Source organism: Granulicella sp. S156 (genome assembly GCF_009766105.1).
In the GTDB taxonomy this organism is placed as follows: domain Bacteria; phylum Acidobacteriota; class Terriglobia; order Terriglobales; family Acidobacteriaceae; genus Granulicella.
In genome coordinates this window covers 302228-317907 of the sequence record NZ_LMUH01000025.1, presented here as the reverse complement: position 1 = coordinate 317907, position 15680 = coordinate 302228, and the positions used below count along the sequence as shown (strand labels likewise).

Here is a 15680-nt window from a genome sequence, read left to right as displayed (position 1 = left end):
GCTATTTCCTTCTCTAGGATGTTGCGGTTCCTGGCGTGGCGGCGAATGTGCGGCCACGGCGATGTTTAAACCATTGGCTGATGCGATCGAAGTAGAGGTAGATCACGGGCGTGGTGTAGAGCGTGAGGATCTGGCTAAACACCAACCCTCCGGCAATCGTGATGCCCAGCGGACGCCGCAGCTCCGATCCTGTGCCTTGCCCGAGGGCCAGCGGAAGCGCCCCGAAGAGTGCGGCGAGGGTTGTCATCAGGATCGGGCGGAAGCGCAGCATGCAGGCCTCGAAGATCGAGTCCTCGGTATTCTTACCTTCTTCACGCTCTGCCTGAAGCGCGAAATCGATCATCATGATGGCGTTCTTCTTGACGATGCCAATCAGCAAGAAGATCCCGATGAGCGAGATGACATCGAACTCACTCTTGAAGACGATCAGCGCGAAGAAGGCTCCAACGCTTGCGGAGGGTAGCGTCGTAAGAATTGTGATCGGATGAATCAGACTCTCGTAGAGGACTCCGAGCACGATGTAGATGGCAAGCAGTGCCGTAACGATGAGAAGTGGTTCGGACGAGAGCGACTTCCGAAAGGCTTCTGCTGTACCTGCGAACTGGGAGCGAACAGTAGGCGGAATACCCAGCTTCTGTTGCAGCTGCTGAATCGCGACTGTTGCCTGATCGAGAGAGACTCCCGGCGTAAGGTTGAACGCAATCGTGACCGAAGGAAACAGCGCGGAGTGATTGACCGCAAGCGGCGACGTGGAAGCCGTTGCTTTGGTTACGGCGTTCAGGGGAACGGATCCCGAGCCTGAAGAGTGCAGGAACGTGTCACGAAGCGTCGTTGGGCTGCGATAGTACTGTGGCGCCGCCTCCATGACCACGTAGTACTGGTTGAGTGACGTATAGATCGTGGAAACCTGTGACTCGCCGAACTCATAGTAGAGCGAGTTGTCGATCAGTTGAGGTGTTACACCGAGGCGTGCTGCGGTGGGGCGATCATAGTTCAGCAGCATCTGTAGGCCGTCGTTCTGCTGATCGGTTGTCACGTCCTTCAATTGCGGCAGGTTTCGCATCGCCTGAAAGAGCTTTGGTCCCCAGGTGCTGAGGTCGTCGACCGTATCGGCGGACAGTTGGTATTGATAGGCAGCATTGCTTTGCCGGCCCCCCACGCTGAGATCCTGTGCGGCTTGCAGAAATGTAGAAGCTCCCGTCAGCCCGGCCAACTGAGGCCGTAGCCGATCGACCACGCCGGCAGCGCTGATCTTGCGTTCACCCAGAGGCTTCAGCGCCATAAAGATGAAGCCCGTATTGCTCGCTCCGCCCCCGCCTCCTGTGAAGCCAGCGACGGAGGACACAGCGGGGTCGGCCTTGATGATGCGCTGAGCATCAAGGATAGAATCCCGCATCGCTGGAAAAGACGCATCCTGAGGGCCTTGTATGCCTCCGAAGATGGTTCCGGTGTCCTGGAGAGGGAAAAATCCTTTCTGAACCTTTCCGATGAGGACTACGTTCAGCGCAAGCGTGAGAACGAGACTCAGGATGATGAGGATTGGGTGGCGCAGAGTCCAGGTAAGACTGCGCCGGTATCCGGCTTGCAGGAAGTCGAAGCTGCGCTCGCTGAGACGATAGAAAAATCCATGCTCTTCGTTCTTGGTCGACTTCAGCAGGTACGCGCACATCATCGGAGTTACGGTGAGCGAGATGACCATCGAGATCGCGATCGAGGTGGCAAGCGTGAAAGCGAATTCGTGAAAGAGCCGCCCCAGGATTCCGCCCATAAAGAGAATGGGTGTGAACACTGCAATCAGCGACATGCTCATGGAGAGCACGGTGAAGGAGACCTCCTGCGCTCCCTTCAAGGCAGCTTTCTTTGGTGGGAGACCCTCCTCGATGTAGCGTGTGATGTTCTCCATCACAACGATGGCGTCATCGACGACGAAGCCCGTTGAGATGGTGAGCGCCATCAGTGAGAGGTTGTCGAGGCTATAGCCACAGAAATACATCACCGCAAAGGTCGCGATGAGGGAGGTCGTCACGGCCACCCCAGGAATCAACGTGGCGCGGGGGCTGCGCAGGAAGACAAACACGACGGCGACGACTAGGACGATGGAAAGAATCAGCGTTCGTTCCACGTCGTTCACTGAGGCGCGAATCGTCGTCGTCAGATCGTCAATGACATCCAGTTGATCGGATTGAGGAATCGAAGCGCGAACAGAAGGGAGTTCTTTCTTTACGCGATCGACTGTTTCGATCACATTCGCGCCCGGCAGCCGGTAGACCAGGATCACGACGCAGGGTTTTCCATTGACGAAGCCGGCGGCGCGAACGGTTTGAACGGAGTCGGTGACGGTGGCTACATCTTCCAACCGTACTACCTTGCCATTGCTGGTACTGATGACGATCGGCGCGTAGTCCTTCGCTTTTTGGATCTGATCATTTGCCGTGATGTCCGCTGTCGTCAGATCGTCGCCGATCTGTCCTTTGGGACGATTGGAGTTCTGTCCCGACATCACGTTGGCAACGTCCTGCGTGCCTAGCCCGTAGCTATTGAGCTGCTGCGGGTTCAGATCGATACGCACGGCGGGCAGAGAACTGCCGACCACCTGCACCTGACCGATCCCATCCAACTGAGAGATCTTCTGTTGGATGATCGAGGAGGCGGTGTCGTACAGCGCTCCTCGATCGTGCACATCGGAGGTCAGGGTCAAGACCATGACAGGAGCAATGGCAGGATTCACCTTCCTGTAGGTGGGATTGGCAGGCAGGTTAGAGGGCAGGTAGGTCCGAGCCGCATTGATCGCGGCTTCCACATCGCGCGCGGCTCCATCGACATTACGATCGAGGTCGAACTGCAGAATGATCGATGAAGCCCCCAGCGTGCTGGAGGAAGTCATCTGGGTTACACCGGCAATATGGCCGAACTGCCGTTCGAGCGGCGTGGCGACGGAGGACGCCATGATCTCTGGACTGGCGCCGGGCAGCGTCGCAGCGACAGTGATCGTGGGAAAGTCGATCTGCGGCAGTGACGAGACCGGCAAAGCCTTGAAGGCAATCATGCCCGCAATGGCGAAGCCGATCGCCATCAGAGTGGTTGCAACCGGACGCTTGATAAAGGGAGCAGGAATGTTCATGACTGCTCCGCCAGTTCCGTGCCGTCAGGCTCTGTCTGTCTCATCGCACGAAAACGCTGCGCAACACGATCGAAGAAGATATAGATCACGGGCGTGGTGTAGAGCGTGAGGACCTGGCTCACGAGTAGTCCACCCACCATCGCCAGGCCGAGCGGACGGCGCAGCTCGGAGCCGATGCCGGAGCCAAAGGCGAGCGGGATCCCGGCAAAGAGCGCGCACAGCGTCGTCATCATGATCGGACGGAAGCGGAGCTGCGACGCTTCGAAGATCGCCTCCGTCGTTGACTTGCCTTCAGTGCGTTCGGCCTGCAACGCAAAGTCGACGATCATGATGCCGTTTTTCTTAACGATGCCAATTAGCAGAATGATGCCGATGATGGCGATGATGTCGAGGTCCTGATGAAAGAGGCGAAGCGTAAGCAGCGCTCCAACACCCGCGGACGGAAGCGTGGAGAGAATCGTCAGAGGATGGATGAAGCTCTCATAAAGGATTCCCAGCACAATGTAGACAGCGACAAGCGCGCCCAGAATGAGGATCGCCTCATTGGAACCAATCGCCTTGAACGCCGCAGCCGTTCCTTGAAAGCTGCCCTGAACGCTCGCTGGCATCTTGAGCTTATCTTGTGCCTTTTCCACGGCGTCGGCGGCCTGTCCAAGAGAGTATCCGGGAGCAACGTCAAAGGAGATCGTGACGACAGGGAACTGACCTTGATGCGAGATGGTGAGCGGCGAGGGCGTGATATCGAAATGACTGATAGCAGAAAGGGGAACAGGAGTCTGCGCAGGATTCGAGGAGCTGCCGCCGCTGGAACTCGCCGTTGAGCTGGTCGAGGACGAAGAGGAAGAAGAAGAGGACAGCGCGGATGTGGGTGTGGTCGAGGCAAGGCTACTGGTCGCCGTTGAAGACGAAGAGAGCGCGCCTGTCGAGTTGGTAGATAAGGTAGAGCTGTTTCCCGTGTTGTTAGAAAGAGTGCTGGTGGGCGTTGAAGAAGCTAACCCACTGGAAGACGAAGGCGTCAGCGTAGAGATCACGCCGCTCGAGGCCGAAGAGGTACGGCTCGAAGTGCTTTGAGCGCTGCTGGAAGAGCTGGTCGAGCTTTGAATGTAAACATCGTTCAGCTTCGACGGATTCTTTTGAAACTCCGGAAGAGCTTCCAGGATGACGTGATACTGGTTCGACTGGGTATACAGCGTACTGATCTGCCGTTGCCCGAAGGCGTCGTAGAGCGTGGAGTCGATCTGGTCGGGTGTGATGTTGAGTCGCGACGCCGTTGCGCGGTCGATCGTAAGGTGCGCGCTGATCCCGTTGTTCTGTTGATCGGTTGTTACATTCACAATCTGCGGAAGCTTGCGTAACGCGGCTACTGTCTTTTCCGTCCAGGCATTCAACTCTGAGACGTCGGGGTCTTCGAGCGTGTACTGGTATTGCGTACGGCTCACGCGATCGTCGACTGTGAGGTCCTGCACCGGCAGAAGAAAGAGCTCGATGCCTGGCACCTGCTTCAGACTCTTCTGGAGACGAGCAATCACGTCACTGGCATTCATGTGGCGCTGTTCCATCGGCTTCAGGTTGATCTGAACACGGCCGCTATTGAGCGTTGTATTCGTTCCATCGGCGCCAATGAACGAGGAGATGCTCTCCACCGCTGGATCCTGGAGGATCACGTCATTGAGCTGCTGCTGCTTCTTGAACATGGCCGCATAGGAGATGGACTGCGGCGCTTGCGAGACACCCTGGATGATTCCCGTGTCCTGCTGGGGAAAGAATCCCTTCGGAATCTCGATGTACTGAAAAACCGTGAGGACCACTAAGCACGCAGCCACGATGAGCGTGATCGTCTCGTGCCGTAAAACCCATCGCAGACTGCGGCTGTAGCTCGCGATAATGCGCTCAAAGATCTCTTCGGTCCAGTGATAGAAACGGCTTTGCTGTGCGGGCGGCGTGTGGCGAAGGAGCCGCGAACTCATCATCGGTGTCAGTGTCAGTGAGACGACAGCCGAAATAAGAATGGTCACACTCAATGTAACGGCGAACTCTCGGAAGAGTCTGCCTACGATGTCCCCCATAAAGAGCAGAGGAATGAGCACCGCGATAAGCGAGATCGTCAGGGAGATGATCGTAAAGCCAATCTCTCCGGCTCCCTTGAGCGCAGCCTCCATCGGCGCCATGCCCTCTTCGAGGTAGCGCGAGATATTCTCGATCATCACGATCGCATCGTCGACGACGAAGCCCGTTGCGATGGTGAAAGCCATCATCGTCAGGTTGTTGATGCTGTACCCGAGCGAGTGCATGACAGCAAGTGTGCCGATAAGCGACAGAGGCACGGCAACACTGGGGATGACGGTCGCATAGAAGTTGCGAAGGAAGAGGAAGATCACCATGATGACGAGCCCTATGGTGAGCATCAACTCAAACTCGACATCTTTGACCGAGGCGCGGATAGTCGTTGTGCGGTCCGTCAGAACCTTGAGCTTTACGGATACAGGAAGCGATGCCTGCAGCTTGGGGAGAAGTTCTTTGATCTCGTCCACAACGGCGATGGTGTTGGCACCAGGTTGCCGCTGAACATTCACGATCACGGCCGGCGTGTGATCCATCCACCCGGCGAGTTTGCCATTCTCAACGCCGTCGGTGATCTTGGCGACATCGGTCAGCATGACCGGCGCCCCATCCTTATAGGCGACTACCACGTCCCGGTAGCCTGCGCCGGAGATCAACTGGTCATTCGCATTGATCTGAAAGTTTTGTACTGGGCCGTCGAAGCTGCCCTTCGCGGTATTGACGCTCGTGTTCGACAGTGCCGTCCGTAGATCTTCAAGATTAATGCCATAAGAGGCGAGCGCAACAGGGTTCGCCTGGATGCGGACAGCGGGCTTCTGGCCACCGCTGATCGTCACGAGTCCGACTCCGCTCAATTGCGAGATCTTCGGGGCGAGCCGTGTGTCGACGAGGTCCTCTACTTTAGAGAGCGGCATCGTGTCCGAGGTCAGCGCAAGCGTGAGCACAGGAGCATCGGCAGGGTTCGATTTGCTATAGACAGGCGGCACCGGAAGGTCCGATGGCAGGTATCCCTGCGCAACGTTGATAGCCGCCTGGACCTCCTGCTCCGCGACATCGATATTCAGGCTCAATGAGAACTGAAGCACGATGATGGAGCTGCCATCGGAGCTGGTGGAGGTCATCTGGGTCAGCCCCGGAACCTGTCCGAACTGCCTCTCCAGCGGAGCGGTGACCGCCGAAGACATCACATCGGGGCTCGCACCGGGATAGAAGGTCTGCACCTGGATCGTCGGATAGTCCGCCTGTGGCAGTGCTGAAACAGGCAACGACGTATAGGCGGCAAGACCAACTACCAGGATCGCGGCCATCAGCAGCGCTGTTGCGATCGGCCGCTCGATAAAGATGCGGGAGGGGTTCATTGAGTCCTCCCGGCGCGCTCCTGTGGCTCTTGATGAGCAATATTGGCCTGCCCGAAGGCTTGTTGGCTCTGGACCTTTACCTTTGCTCCTTGCTGCAGTTTGTCGAACCCGGTAACCGGTACGATCTCGCCGGAATTAAGTCCATCCACCGCGGAGACATCGCCATCCGTTGTAAGCTCCGTCACGTTTTGCGTCTTCACGGTGTCGCCGTTGACGACATACACAAACGCCTGCGTCCCGTTGCGCTGGATAGCCGCGGATGGCACCAGGACCGCATCCGTCAGTGTCTTCACCAGCAACCTGGCATTGACGAACTGATTTGGAAAGAGGTTGAGTTCTTTGTTGTCGAACTGTCCACGGAACCGCACGGTTCCAGTCGAGGTGTCGACTTGATTGTCGAGTGTGAGCAGCTTTCCAGTTGCCAGCTTCACCTGTTGGCTGCGGTCAAAGGCGTCGACGGGCAAGCCGCTGCGATGCAGGATTTGATCGTGGACCTGGCTAAGGTTGTCCTCGGCCACATTGAAGACGACAGTAATGGGCTGCAGCTGCGTGATAACGACGATCGGGCTCGCGCTGCCGGAAAAGATGGTGTTCCCTGGATCCACCAGACGAAGCCCCACACGCCCATTAATGGGGGATGTGAGATGGCAATAACTTAGTTGTACCTTCGCATACTGCACCTGTCCCACATCGTTCTTGACGGTACCTTTGTATTGCTCGACGGTAGATTGTTGATCTTCGAAGGTCTGCCTGGCCAGCGCTCCGGGTGTGGATGCCTGCTCGTAGCGTGCGAGGTCCATCTTCGCCTGTTGCAAAACGGCCTGATCGTGCTCCAGTTGGCCCTGCGACTCCTGGAGCTGTGCCTCATAGGGGCGTGGGTCGATGTCAAGCAGGGGATCGCCGCGGTGAACGATCTGGCCTTCTGTGAAGTGCACTGCCACAGCCACGCCATTGACCTGACTATAGAGATTGACGGTGGCTACAGGCGTTACTGTGCCGAGTGCTTCGACATAGTAACCAATAGATCCTCGATGGGCTTCGGCCACTTTAATATTGGGGATCTGAGGTGGTGGCGTAGTTTCCGAGGCTTCTTGCTGGCTCTTGTGTCTACGGGCCAGGATGAAAATTGCCGCGACTACGAGTAGGAAGATCAGCCAGCCCAGCCATGGTCTGCGTTTCCTGGTATGGACTACGATCTCGTCTTTGGTGGTCAGAGGATGATCCGTTGTGTCCTCGTGGTTGTTTGTCACGTTCTCTACCTCTTCTTAAAGTTTCTGGCTTAGGTTAGCGACTCTACGTCACGACCCGGGTCTCGCTGCAAGCCCCTGGTGCCCGATATACTGGTAATGGCAAGGAGGGGGGATGTTCTGCTTGCGTTTGTTTTCCTTCGCACGGTTAAGATGATCCTCTCGCGCTTTAGATCAATAACTTTCAGTGGAATCTTTCATCTACGCAGCGTCCTTCGTCTTCTCGTGCCCTTGAGGCACTCGTTCAAGAGGGAACTGAAGCCTGGCAGCAAACTCAGCAAGAGATTCGGGGTGGCTGCGTATTTGCATCCATGTATCCAGCAGAATAGCCTCGGCATTCGTTCGCGAGAGCGCGCAGTAGCGGCACGCATCCGCAGTTGAGATTCCTTCCCATATCCGCAGTACGAAAAGAATACGTGGAAAGTTCGAGCAGAACGGAACGGGCAGTGAATCGCTCCAGCAGGTATCGTGAGCTTTGCCGAGAGATGCTTCAGTGTTTAGCTTGCGAATGTGTTCGACGCTGGCTGAGATCAGGCAATGTTTCACCCAGCGAGTGTGCCAGTTAGGCTTCACATAGGTAGCCACCCTGGCGCGCTCGTAGGTGTCTACAAGAATCCTTTCTGCCGATACTGTATCTCCACATAGCACAAACGCAAGTCGATAAAACTCCCAGAGATGTTGCCAGAACACCTCATCCACGGTCACATCGGAGGCTAGTGGTACCCGATGGTTCGGTTGGGCAGAGCTCGTTGCAGAGAGCTGCCGCCGCAAACCATGGAGAGTGGAGTCCCAGGCCCGCATAGTTATTTGTCTCCAGTCCACCAAACCGGCGGTAGCGGGATATGCGGTACATGGATTTTTCTTAGGGCATGGCCGAGGTCCGGTGCAAACTCTTGCAGAAGGTTCTGGCCCGCTAATCCTCCAAAGGCATCAATGCTTCTCTGGCCCGCATGGGTCAGATTGTCGAAGCCGGGAGGAAGGTATAGGTTCCCGATAAATCCATTGGCTGCCGCTCCGGTGAAGTTTGAAATCGCAGGAGTGAGACTTCCACCATCTGTCCTGTCGACGAACGTGTAGCTGAGGGCATGCGCTATGCGCATGGGAACGAAGGTGCTGGAGGAGCGTCGATAGCGAGGGTCCTCGTGCAAAAGCGTCGAGGCCGAAAAGCGTCCAATACTCTCCGCTCCGTTGCGAGCAAAGCTATCTCCGTAGAGGCGCCCATACGCTCCTATGCCCGAGTGCCAATCGTGAGGATAGCCTTTGGGTGGGTCTGCCATGCGTATTCCGGTGCGAACCGCCGTGCTGAAAACGGCACGAGGCCCGAATGCGGGCTCGATAAAGAATTTGAACTTGTCGTCAAGGTCCATCGGCTCGTCAAGCTGGCCATAGCGATGCATCCAGAAAGGAGTCTGTGATTGGGGGTTTTGTTGTGCGGGTGCCGGCGCGTCGGGCAGATTCTGGCTTTGGGGGTCCGAAGACGATGTAGATTCAGCGATAGTCTGAACTTGTGCCCTTAATACGGAGCTTGTTGAAATAGCGATAACCACCGGAAGCAACAGCCTGATAGAAGGTCGTGGCCGCTGCTTTGTAAAGAGGGATGAAAGTACCACGCTGTATCGATTTTTCCATCCATTCTTCGTCCAACAAGTACTCAATTGCGCCATACGGGTCATGCCTTCGACATCTGGAGTGGTATTTCGTTCTTGCGATTGGACTCTCCGAGTTGCAGAAGTTATGTCAAGTTTGGTCAAGTGCGTGTCGAGGATTGTCAAGGGAAAGGGGTTGACATTTCTCGACGGCGCAGTAGAAGAGGAGACCTACAATGAAAGGTGCGGCGAGAAGCCTCGTAGAAAGGTAAAGCTGAGTGCCTCATGCCTGTGGCGGATTACAAATCGGAGTCGGTGGCGGGACGTATCTTAGTCGTCGACGATGATGCAGAGCTCTGTAAGCTGGTTTCGCGCTTCCTCGGGGCGGAAGGATATTCGGTCCAGACGGTTCAAGCCAGCGGACTAGGTGTTGAACGGGCTCTTTCTGATACGTACGATTTAGTTGTCCTCGACGTAATGCTCCCGGACATGGATGGTTTTGAGGCTCTCCGGCAGATTCGGACGAAGTCCAGTACGCCGGTCCTGATGCTCACCGCCCGCGGCGATGATCCCGATCGGATCTTAGGGCTGGAGATGGGGGCAGACGACTATCTCTCCAAACCATTTATCACCCGTGAACTCCTGGCGCGCATCCGCGCTATCTTGCGTAGAACGAGCTCGACGAAGACCAATGGCGCAATCTCTGGAGCCGCCTCGATTCAAATCGGCGATATGGAGCTGAACCCCGGTGCGCGAACGGTCCGGTGCGGAAGCGTAACGCTCAATCTAACGACCGTCGAATTTGATCTCTTGGAGAGACTGCTGCGCTCGGCGGGATCTGTCGTGGGGCGCGAAGAGCTCACCAAAGATGTATTAGGGCGAGAGTTTTCGCCCTATGACCGAAGCATCGACACGCATGTCTGGAGTCTGCGAAAGAAGGTTGGCAACGCTCCGAATGGCACCGAACGAATCAAGGGTATTCGTGGAGTCGGCTACCTTTATGCTCTGACGGATCGAGCAGGGAGCGAATAGGGAAGATGCGAAACCTGTTCCTCAAGATTTTCCTTTGGTTCTGCCTGGCATTTCTGATGATTGCTGCGACTCTGTTTGTTGGCACACTCATTACGGGCATGAATGAATCATTGCGTAAAGAAATTCTGAACAGAATATCGCTCTATCTGCCTCTCGAAGCAAAGTTGGCCGCGGATATCTATGAGCACGATGGTCCCGCAGGCTTGAAAAATCATTTGCATCGTATGAATCAAAGCGGCGATGTAGATGCATACATCTTTGATGCAAGTGGCAAAGATGTATTGGGTCGCAGCCCTTCTGCCGATGGGATAGAGGTCGCGAGATCTACGAGCGATGCGGAACCTTTCGTCGGAAGAGTTGGAAATCGAGGCAGCTTCGCAGCCCAGCAGACGGTTGCAACGAGCGGACACAGATACACGATACTGCTCGTCATCCCTGCTCCTTCCATGATTAAGATGGCCGGAAGACTCGGCTTTTCCAGGTTGTTCGGCTTGCTCACAATTATTTTGGTTGGAGGGGGCTTCTGCTTTTTGCTTGCCCGTCACATCTCTAATCCGGTCGTGCAGCTAAGCACCGCTGCAGGCCGAATCGCAGATGGCTGGTTGGATACGCGCAGCGACCAAAGCATTAGGTCGCGACGCGATGAGATTGGACGCCTCGGCAGGAGCTTTGACCGAATGGCCGAGCGAATCGAATCCCTGGTCCAGGGGCAGCAACGGCTTTTGGGAGACGTCTCCCACGAACTGCGTTCCCCTCTGGCTCGCCTCAGCGTTGCAGAGGGCTTGCTGCGGCAATGTCCTCCAGAGGAACGGACAGAGTATCTGGACCGCATCGAGTCGGAGGTGGAACATCTCGATCAGTTGATTGGACAGCTTCTTACTCTTGCCCGCATCAACAGCGGAGCAGATCCGAGCCCTCAGGAGACGGTAGACCTCACCAGCCTCGTTCAGGAGCTTGCCGTCGATGGAAACTTTGAGGCACAGACCAAACAATGTGCTGTCGTCGTCTATTCGTCGGACCCATGCGCGACCAGGGCCACCAAGGAGCAGTTGCGCCGGGCCATCGAAAATGTAGTCCGCAATGCCATTCGCTACTCGCAACCCAACAGCAAGATAGAGATCACAATAGACAGGCAGATCTTCTCCGAGCACTCGTGGGCTGTAGTTCAGGTGCGCGATCATGGTCCTGGTGTGTCCGCGCAACATCTTGAAAAGATCTTCCAGCCTTTCTATCGGGTACTCACAAATAATGCTGAGCAGACTGGAGGCGCGGGTTTAGGGCTGGCGATTACGGATCGCATCGTCCGAATGTATGGCGGCACGGTGAAGGCAACGAATGCTTCGACCGGCGGACTCGTCGTTCATCTGGAGCTACCCCTTGCGGTGTGATGTTCCGCCGCCTAGCTGTATTTGCGATTGAACCGGCGGCTATAGTCGCCGGCTGTCACCCCGAGAATGCGTAGAAACGTGCGGCGCATCGAGTCGGCATTCTGAAAGCCGCAGGCATCCGCGATCTCTTTGAGGCCCATATCGGAGCTGTCGATCATCTGTTGGGCTGCTTCTACCCGCATTCGATCGACAAATTGCCCTGGGTTCATCTTTGTTTCGCGTAAACACGTGCGGGTAAAGTGGCGAGGACTCATGCCCATCCGCTCCGCCAGGCGCTCAATCGTCAGGTTGTCGCGTAGGTTCTCCATCATCCACACCTGGAGCTCGCGGAGTGGTTTGGACGTAACCGCCTGGTGTGACAGCATATGGCTGTACTGTGCCTGCCCGCCCGGACGAACAAGGAACATCACCAGCCGCCGGGCTACATCAAGCGCCACCTTATGTCCGTGGTCCTCTTCGACAAGTGCGAGCGTAAGGTCGATGCCTGCGGTGATACCAGCTGACGTGTAAACAGACCCATCGTGCATATAGATAGGATTGGGGGTTACGGTCACAGCCGGAAACTCGCGTGCCAGCCGATCACAGAAATCCCAGTGAGTGACGACTCGCTTCCCATCGAGCAGCCCCGCTGCCGCCAGGGGGAATGCTCCGGTACAGATGGAGGCCACGCGTCTTGAGCGCTCAGCCGCCTTGCGCACCCAGCCAAGAAAACGCTCATCGTATTGGCCGCTCTCTGCTCCGGGGCCACCCGCCACCATCAACGTATCGATAGGGCCGTCAAGGTCGTAGAGGGATTTCGCAGGGCTAAGGGAGATTCCGCGGCTGGTACGCAGGGCATTGTCCCCATCGGGGCTTCCAAGAACGATCTCGTAGCCCGGTACTTGGGAAAATACCTCGAGCGGCCCGGTCACATCGAGGATCTGTACCGGTGGAGGTCCGGTAATGACGATGGTGCGCATGGCCTTCATTGTATGGAAACAAGTTTGGTTTCTTGCCTAGTCTGGCCGTATGCTCACATCATCACGTTCTAAATTTCCCCACTCATTGGAGGTAACATGCGATCCGTCGTTGTAGGTTTCACGGGCTTCAGCACTCTAGTGCTTTTAACCATCGGGTTAAATACAACATCCGTTCAGGCTCGAGAGGACGCTTCGAAGCCTGAATTTTATACAGCCCGCGTTAAGCCGATCTTCGATACGAACTGCGCACGTTGTCATGGTGGAATCAATCATCGCGGTGGCCTGAACATAGACACGCGCGAAACTCTGCTCAAGGGCGGACATACTGGACCCGCGCTCGTGCCAGGCGATCCGTCCAAGTCTCTTCTGCTCACGCTGATCCGTCACGAAGGCCCATCGTCGGACCCGAAGGATATGCCTCCGAACAAGCCGAAGCTCTCAGACGCTGACATCCAGACCGTGACGGATTGGATCAAGGCTGGAGCCATCATGCCGGCAGCAACTCCCAAGTAAAGAAAAACACTTTGCCAGAAAGAGGCGTGTGCGATATTCGCACGCGCCTCTGCTTTCCTAGGCCCTACAGTCAAAAAGCACGTTTTACGGCATAGTCCAACAACACCGAAAAGGGCTACTTTGAAGCGCCGTTATAAACGGCAGGCTCCCCAAGGCTACCGGCCTTAGGCAGATGGCGAATATAAAGAACCATCTCCCACATCTCGTCATTGGAGAACTCGCCTTTTGACGGCGGCATACCGGAAGGATAGATTCCGTTCTCGATGATCCACTTGAGCTGGCCGTCTGTATAGGCCTGAACCTGCGGCAACGCCAGCGAGGGAACAGGCGGAGAGATGGTTGCGGCAAAGGGAACACCGGTGTTCTGGCCATCGAGGCCATGACAGACCATGCAGTAGGAAGTAAAAAGTTGTTTTCCTTCTTCGATGTTTTCAGCGCTCGCCTTAATGGGATTGACATCCTTCTTTCCACCGATAGTGATGTGGTGCTTGGTCCAGTAAGCGACCTTGGTTTCGGTGGACGAGGGCGGGGTAGCGCGGCAGCCGGCAAGGGCTAGCGTCGATAGCAATGAAATAGCTGCAAAATGCTTCATGGTTCCGTTCACTATAGCAATTTTTCGAAGAGGGAACTCCGCTCAAAGGCTTTCTGGTGGCGTCTGTCGGGAATGCTGTCCAGACGGAGCGGAAGAATACAGAGTACGAGCCAGGGCGCGGATTCCCGAGTCGATGCGTTCGACTGGTATCGAAGAATAGCCAAGTCGAACGAAATTCTCTGGTGGATCCGGATGGTCGAAGAACACCGATCCGGGGTCGAACAGTAGTCCTAGCTTCGCAGCCATCTTCACCTTAGAGTCAAACGATATTTCGGGCGGTCCTTCTGCCCATAAAGCCGAACCACCGGTTGGCAGATCGAACGCCATCTCCGGCAGATGCAAGCGTAACCCCTCGGCTAACGCTGTCGCCCGGCTCCGGTAGGCCGCGATAAGACGCTTGATTGCAGTGTGGTAATGGCCTAGTTGTAGAAAGAGTGCGATGGCGCGTTGGTTGTTGCTGGGAGGATGGCGAACCGTCAACCGTCTCATCGCCCGTGCCTCAGCAATGAACTCCGGAGCTGCAACCATGTAACCCAGGCGCAAGCCGGGGGCGAGTGTTTTAGACAGGCTGCCGATATAGATTACCCGGTCATCTTGATCGAGCGCTTTGAGTGCGGGGCTGGCTTCCCCTGCGAAGGTCAACTCGCTGTCGTAGTCATCCTCAACGACCAGGAGATCGTGAACGGCTGCTGCCTGCAACAGTTCGCGCCGCCTGGATAGTGATGTTGTTACGCTCGTTGGGTTCTGATGGCTTGGCTGAACGAACAGGAGGTCGCAGTCGGCGAGGGCGGCAGTTAGGCTCAGTCCTTCCCGATCCATCGGCAAACCGACGATGTGCGCACTAAACTGCCGGCAGACATTGCGAATGTCCGGGTAGCAAGGCTGTTCGAGACCAACGGTTCTTTCCCGGTTAAGCAGCAGGGCTGCCGTCAGATATAGCGCTTGCTGTGCGCCGATTGTGATTAAGATCTGATCCTGCGAGGCCCATATGCCTCGCCGCGGCAGAACTTGTTTTATTAGTTGCTCGATGAGCACGGGATCGTCTGCATCGACCTGATCTCCAGCCCACGTACGGATGACAGGAGAACGCAGCGTCAGTTGCACGGCTTCGCGCCACTCTGCCGTTGGGAACAATGTCGGATCGGGCTGACCGTAAACAAAAGGGTAGGGATAGTTGTACCAATCCACCGGCTTGGTCACGTGTCGAGCACGCGATGGCGCGTGTAGCAATCGCGTGTTCCAATCGGGCCGTCTCCGATAGATTTCTGACTGTTTCCCGGCCGCTTGTGACGCATTCTCCAGCGCGGAAGGATTAACGACATGCCGCGCCCGGCTCTGCGCAAGCAGAAAACCATCAAGAGTAAGCAGATCGTAGGCGGACACTACAGTGTTTCGGCTGATACCCAGCATCTCGGCCAGCCTGCGCGACGACGGCAATGTAGTACCCGGAGGCAATCGGTGATCGATCACAGCTTGTGCGATAGCGCCTCGCACCTGGGCTTGCAGCGTCAGATCGGGCCGGTTCGACAGCACTATCAGTTGCGGCCACAAAATGTCTTCGGCGGACATGAATTGCTCCTGCGCCGCCACACCTGTGGCGGCATAAAGTCACAGGGAATTGCATGTCCCTATCACAGACACCGCGCTCAGAAGTAAAACGACTTTCTTGAGCTACGGGAGAATGAAATTATTATGACTAGAAACGAGCGAATTGTAGCATGCCGCCGCACCCTCCCTGCATCTATTGCAGGAGCCGGACTCCAGTTAATGGAGCATCCTCCGCCAACTTTGGGATCCGTCACAGTGGTATCGAAGAAGGCCAA

The 15680-nt window shown here is 56.1% G+C and carries 12 protein-coding genes; 3 read left to right on the top strand and 9 right to left on the bottom strand.

Annotated elements, in window-relative coordinates; genetic code table 11:
* Window positions 1-13 precede the first annotated feature (13 nt).
* The 6 genes from GSQ91_RS20125 to GSQ91_RS20100 form a co-directional block, all read right to left on the bottom strand.
* Window positions 14-3121 carry an efflux RND transporter permease subunit gene (locus GSQ91_RS20125; RefSeq protein ID WP_158823541.1) on the bottom strand — a complete coding sequence of 1036 codons (3108 nt, stop codon included), beginning with the start codon at window positions 3119-3121 and terminating at the stop codon, window positions 14-16.
* Window positions 3118-6540, bottom strand: coding sequence for an efflux RND transporter permease subunit (locus GSQ91_RS20120; protein WP_158823540.1), 3423 nt, complete (start codon window positions 6538-6540; stop codon window positions 3118-3120). Before GSQ91_RS20120 ends, GSQ91_RS20125 begins: the two co-directional genes overlap by 4 nt.
* Window positions 6537-7790, bottom strand: a complete 1254-nt coding sequence (locus GSQ91_RS20115) for an efflux RND transporter periplasmic adaptor subunit (protein WP_158823539.1) — start codon at window positions 7788-7790, stop codon at window positions 6537-6539. Before GSQ91_RS20115 ends, GSQ91_RS20120 begins: the two co-directional genes overlap by 4 nt.
* 198 nt (window positions 7791-7988) lie before the next feature.
* Complete coding sequence (locus GSQ91_RS20110; RefSeq protein ID WP_158823538.1) at window positions 7989-8588, bottom strand: hypothetical protein; 600 nt, start codon at window positions 8586-8588, stop codon at window positions 7989-7991.
* A 2-nt stretch (window positions 8589-8590) separates the two neighbouring features.
* Entirely contained in the window at window positions 8591-9184 is a 594-nt protein-coding gene (locus tag GSQ91_RS20105; protein ID WP_158823537.1) for a hypothetical protein, read from the bottom strand.
* A 91-nt stretch (window positions 9185-9275) separates the two neighbouring features.
* Window positions 9276-9416, bottom strand: a complete 141-nt coding sequence (locus tag GSQ91_RS20100) for a hypothetical protein (RefSeq protein WP_158823536.1) — start codon at window positions 9414-9416, stop codon at window positions 9276-9278.
* 242 nt (window positions 9417-9658) lie between these two features.
* Here GSQ91_RS20100 and GSQ91_RS20095 point away from each other — a divergent pair, with 242 nt between their 5' ends.
* Complete coding sequence (locus tag GSQ91_RS20095; protein WP_158823535.1) at window positions 9659-10405, top strand: response regulator transcription factor; 747 nt, start codon at window positions 9659-9661, stop codon at window positions 10403-10405.
* A gap of 5 nt (window positions 10406-10410) precedes the next feature.
* Window positions 10411-11793 (top strand): ATP-binding protein, encoded by a 1383-nt coding sequence (locus GSQ91_RS20090; protein ID WP_158823534.1) that lies wholly within the window; start codon window positions 10411-10413, stop codon window positions 11791-11793.
* An 11-nt stretch (window positions 11794-11804) separates the two neighbouring features.
* Here the strand turns inward: GSQ91_RS20090 and GSQ91_RS20085 are convergent, their stop codons facing one another.
* The gene (locus GSQ91_RS20085) at window positions 11805-12752 is read right to left on the bottom strand and encodes a GlxA family transcriptional regulator (RefSeq protein ID WP_158823533.1); all 948 of its coding nucleotides are present in this window, start codon (window positions 12750-12752) and stop codon (window positions 11805-11807) included.
* A 96-nt stretch (window positions 12753-12848) separates the two neighbouring features.
* Here GSQ91_RS20085 and GSQ91_RS20080 point away from each other — a divergent pair, with 96 nt between their 5' ends.
* Window positions 12849-13265, top strand: a complete 417-nt coding sequence (locus tag GSQ91_RS20080) for a c-type cytochrome domain-containing protein (protein WP_158823532.1) — start codon at window positions 12849-12851, stop codon at window positions 13263-13265.
* 115 nt (window positions 13266-13380) lie between these two features.
* Here GSQ91_RS20080 and GSQ91_RS20075 read toward each other — a convergent pair whose 3' ends face one another.
* Together GSQ91_RS20075 and GSQ91_RS20070 are read right to left on the bottom strand one after the other, a co-directional pair.
* Complete coding sequence (locus GSQ91_RS20075; RefSeq protein ID WP_158823531.1) at window positions 13381-13857, bottom strand: cytochrome c; 477 nt, start codon at window positions 13855-13857, stop codon at window positions 13381-13383.
* Window positions 13858-13899: 42 nt separating this feature from the next.
* Window positions 13900-15426, bottom strand: coding sequence for a PLP-dependent aminotransferase family protein (locus GSQ91_RS20070; RefSeq protein WP_158823530.1), 1527 nt, complete (start codon window positions 15424-15426; stop codon window positions 13900-13902).
* Window positions 15427-15680 lie beyond the last annotated feature (254 nt).

What these genes read in the sequence shown, in the direction of transcription:
- GSQ91_RS20080 (WP_158823532.1), top strand. Translation starts at nt 12,849, where the DNA reads ATGCGATCCGTCGTTGTAGGTTTCACGGGCTTCAGCACTCTAGTGCTT.
- GSQ91_RS20085 (WP_158823533.1), bottom strand. Translation starts at nt 12,752, where the DNA reads ATGCGCACCATCGTCATTACCGGACCTCCACCGGTACAGATCCTCGAT.
- GSQ91_RS20120 (WP_158823540.1), bottom strand. Translation starts at nt 6,540, where the DNA reads ATGAACCCCTCCCGCATCTTTATCGAGCGGCCGATCGCAACAGCGCTG.
- GSQ91_RS20110 (WP_158823538.1), bottom strand. Translation starts at nt 8,588, where the DNA reads ATGCGGGCCTGGGACTCCACTCTCCATGGTTTGCGGCGGCAGCTCTCT.
- GSQ91_RS20075 (WP_158823531.1), bottom strand. Translation starts at nt 13,857, where the DNA reads ATGAAGCATTTTGCAGCTATTTCATTGCTATCGACGCTAGCCCTTGCC.
- GSQ91_RS20100 (WP_158823536.1), bottom strand. Translation starts at nt 9,416, where the DNA reads ATGGAAAAATCGATACAGCGTGGTACTTTCATCCCTCTTTACAAAGCA.
- GSQ91_RS20095 (WP_158823535.1), top strand. Translation starts at nt 9,659, where the DNA reads ATGCCTGTGGCGGATTACAAATCGGAGTCGGTGGCGGGACGTATCTTA.
- GSQ91_RS20125 (WP_158823541.1), bottom strand. Translation starts at nt 3,121, where the DNA reads ATGAACATTCCTGCTCCCTTTATCAAGCGTCCGGTTGCAACCACTCTG.
- GSQ91_RS20070 (WP_158823530.1), bottom strand. Translation starts at nt 15,426, where the DNA reads ATGTCCGCCGAAGACATTTTGTGGCCGCAACTGATAGTGCTGTCGAAC.
- GSQ91_RS20105 (WP_158823537.1), bottom strand. Translation starts at nt 9,184, where the DNA reads ATGCATCGCTATGGCCAGCTTGACGAGCCGATGGACCTTGACGACAAG.
- GSQ91_RS20090 (WP_158823534.1), top strand. Translation starts at nt 10,411, where the DNA reads ATGCGAAACCTGTTCCTCAAGATTTTCCTTTGGTTCTGCCTGGCATTT.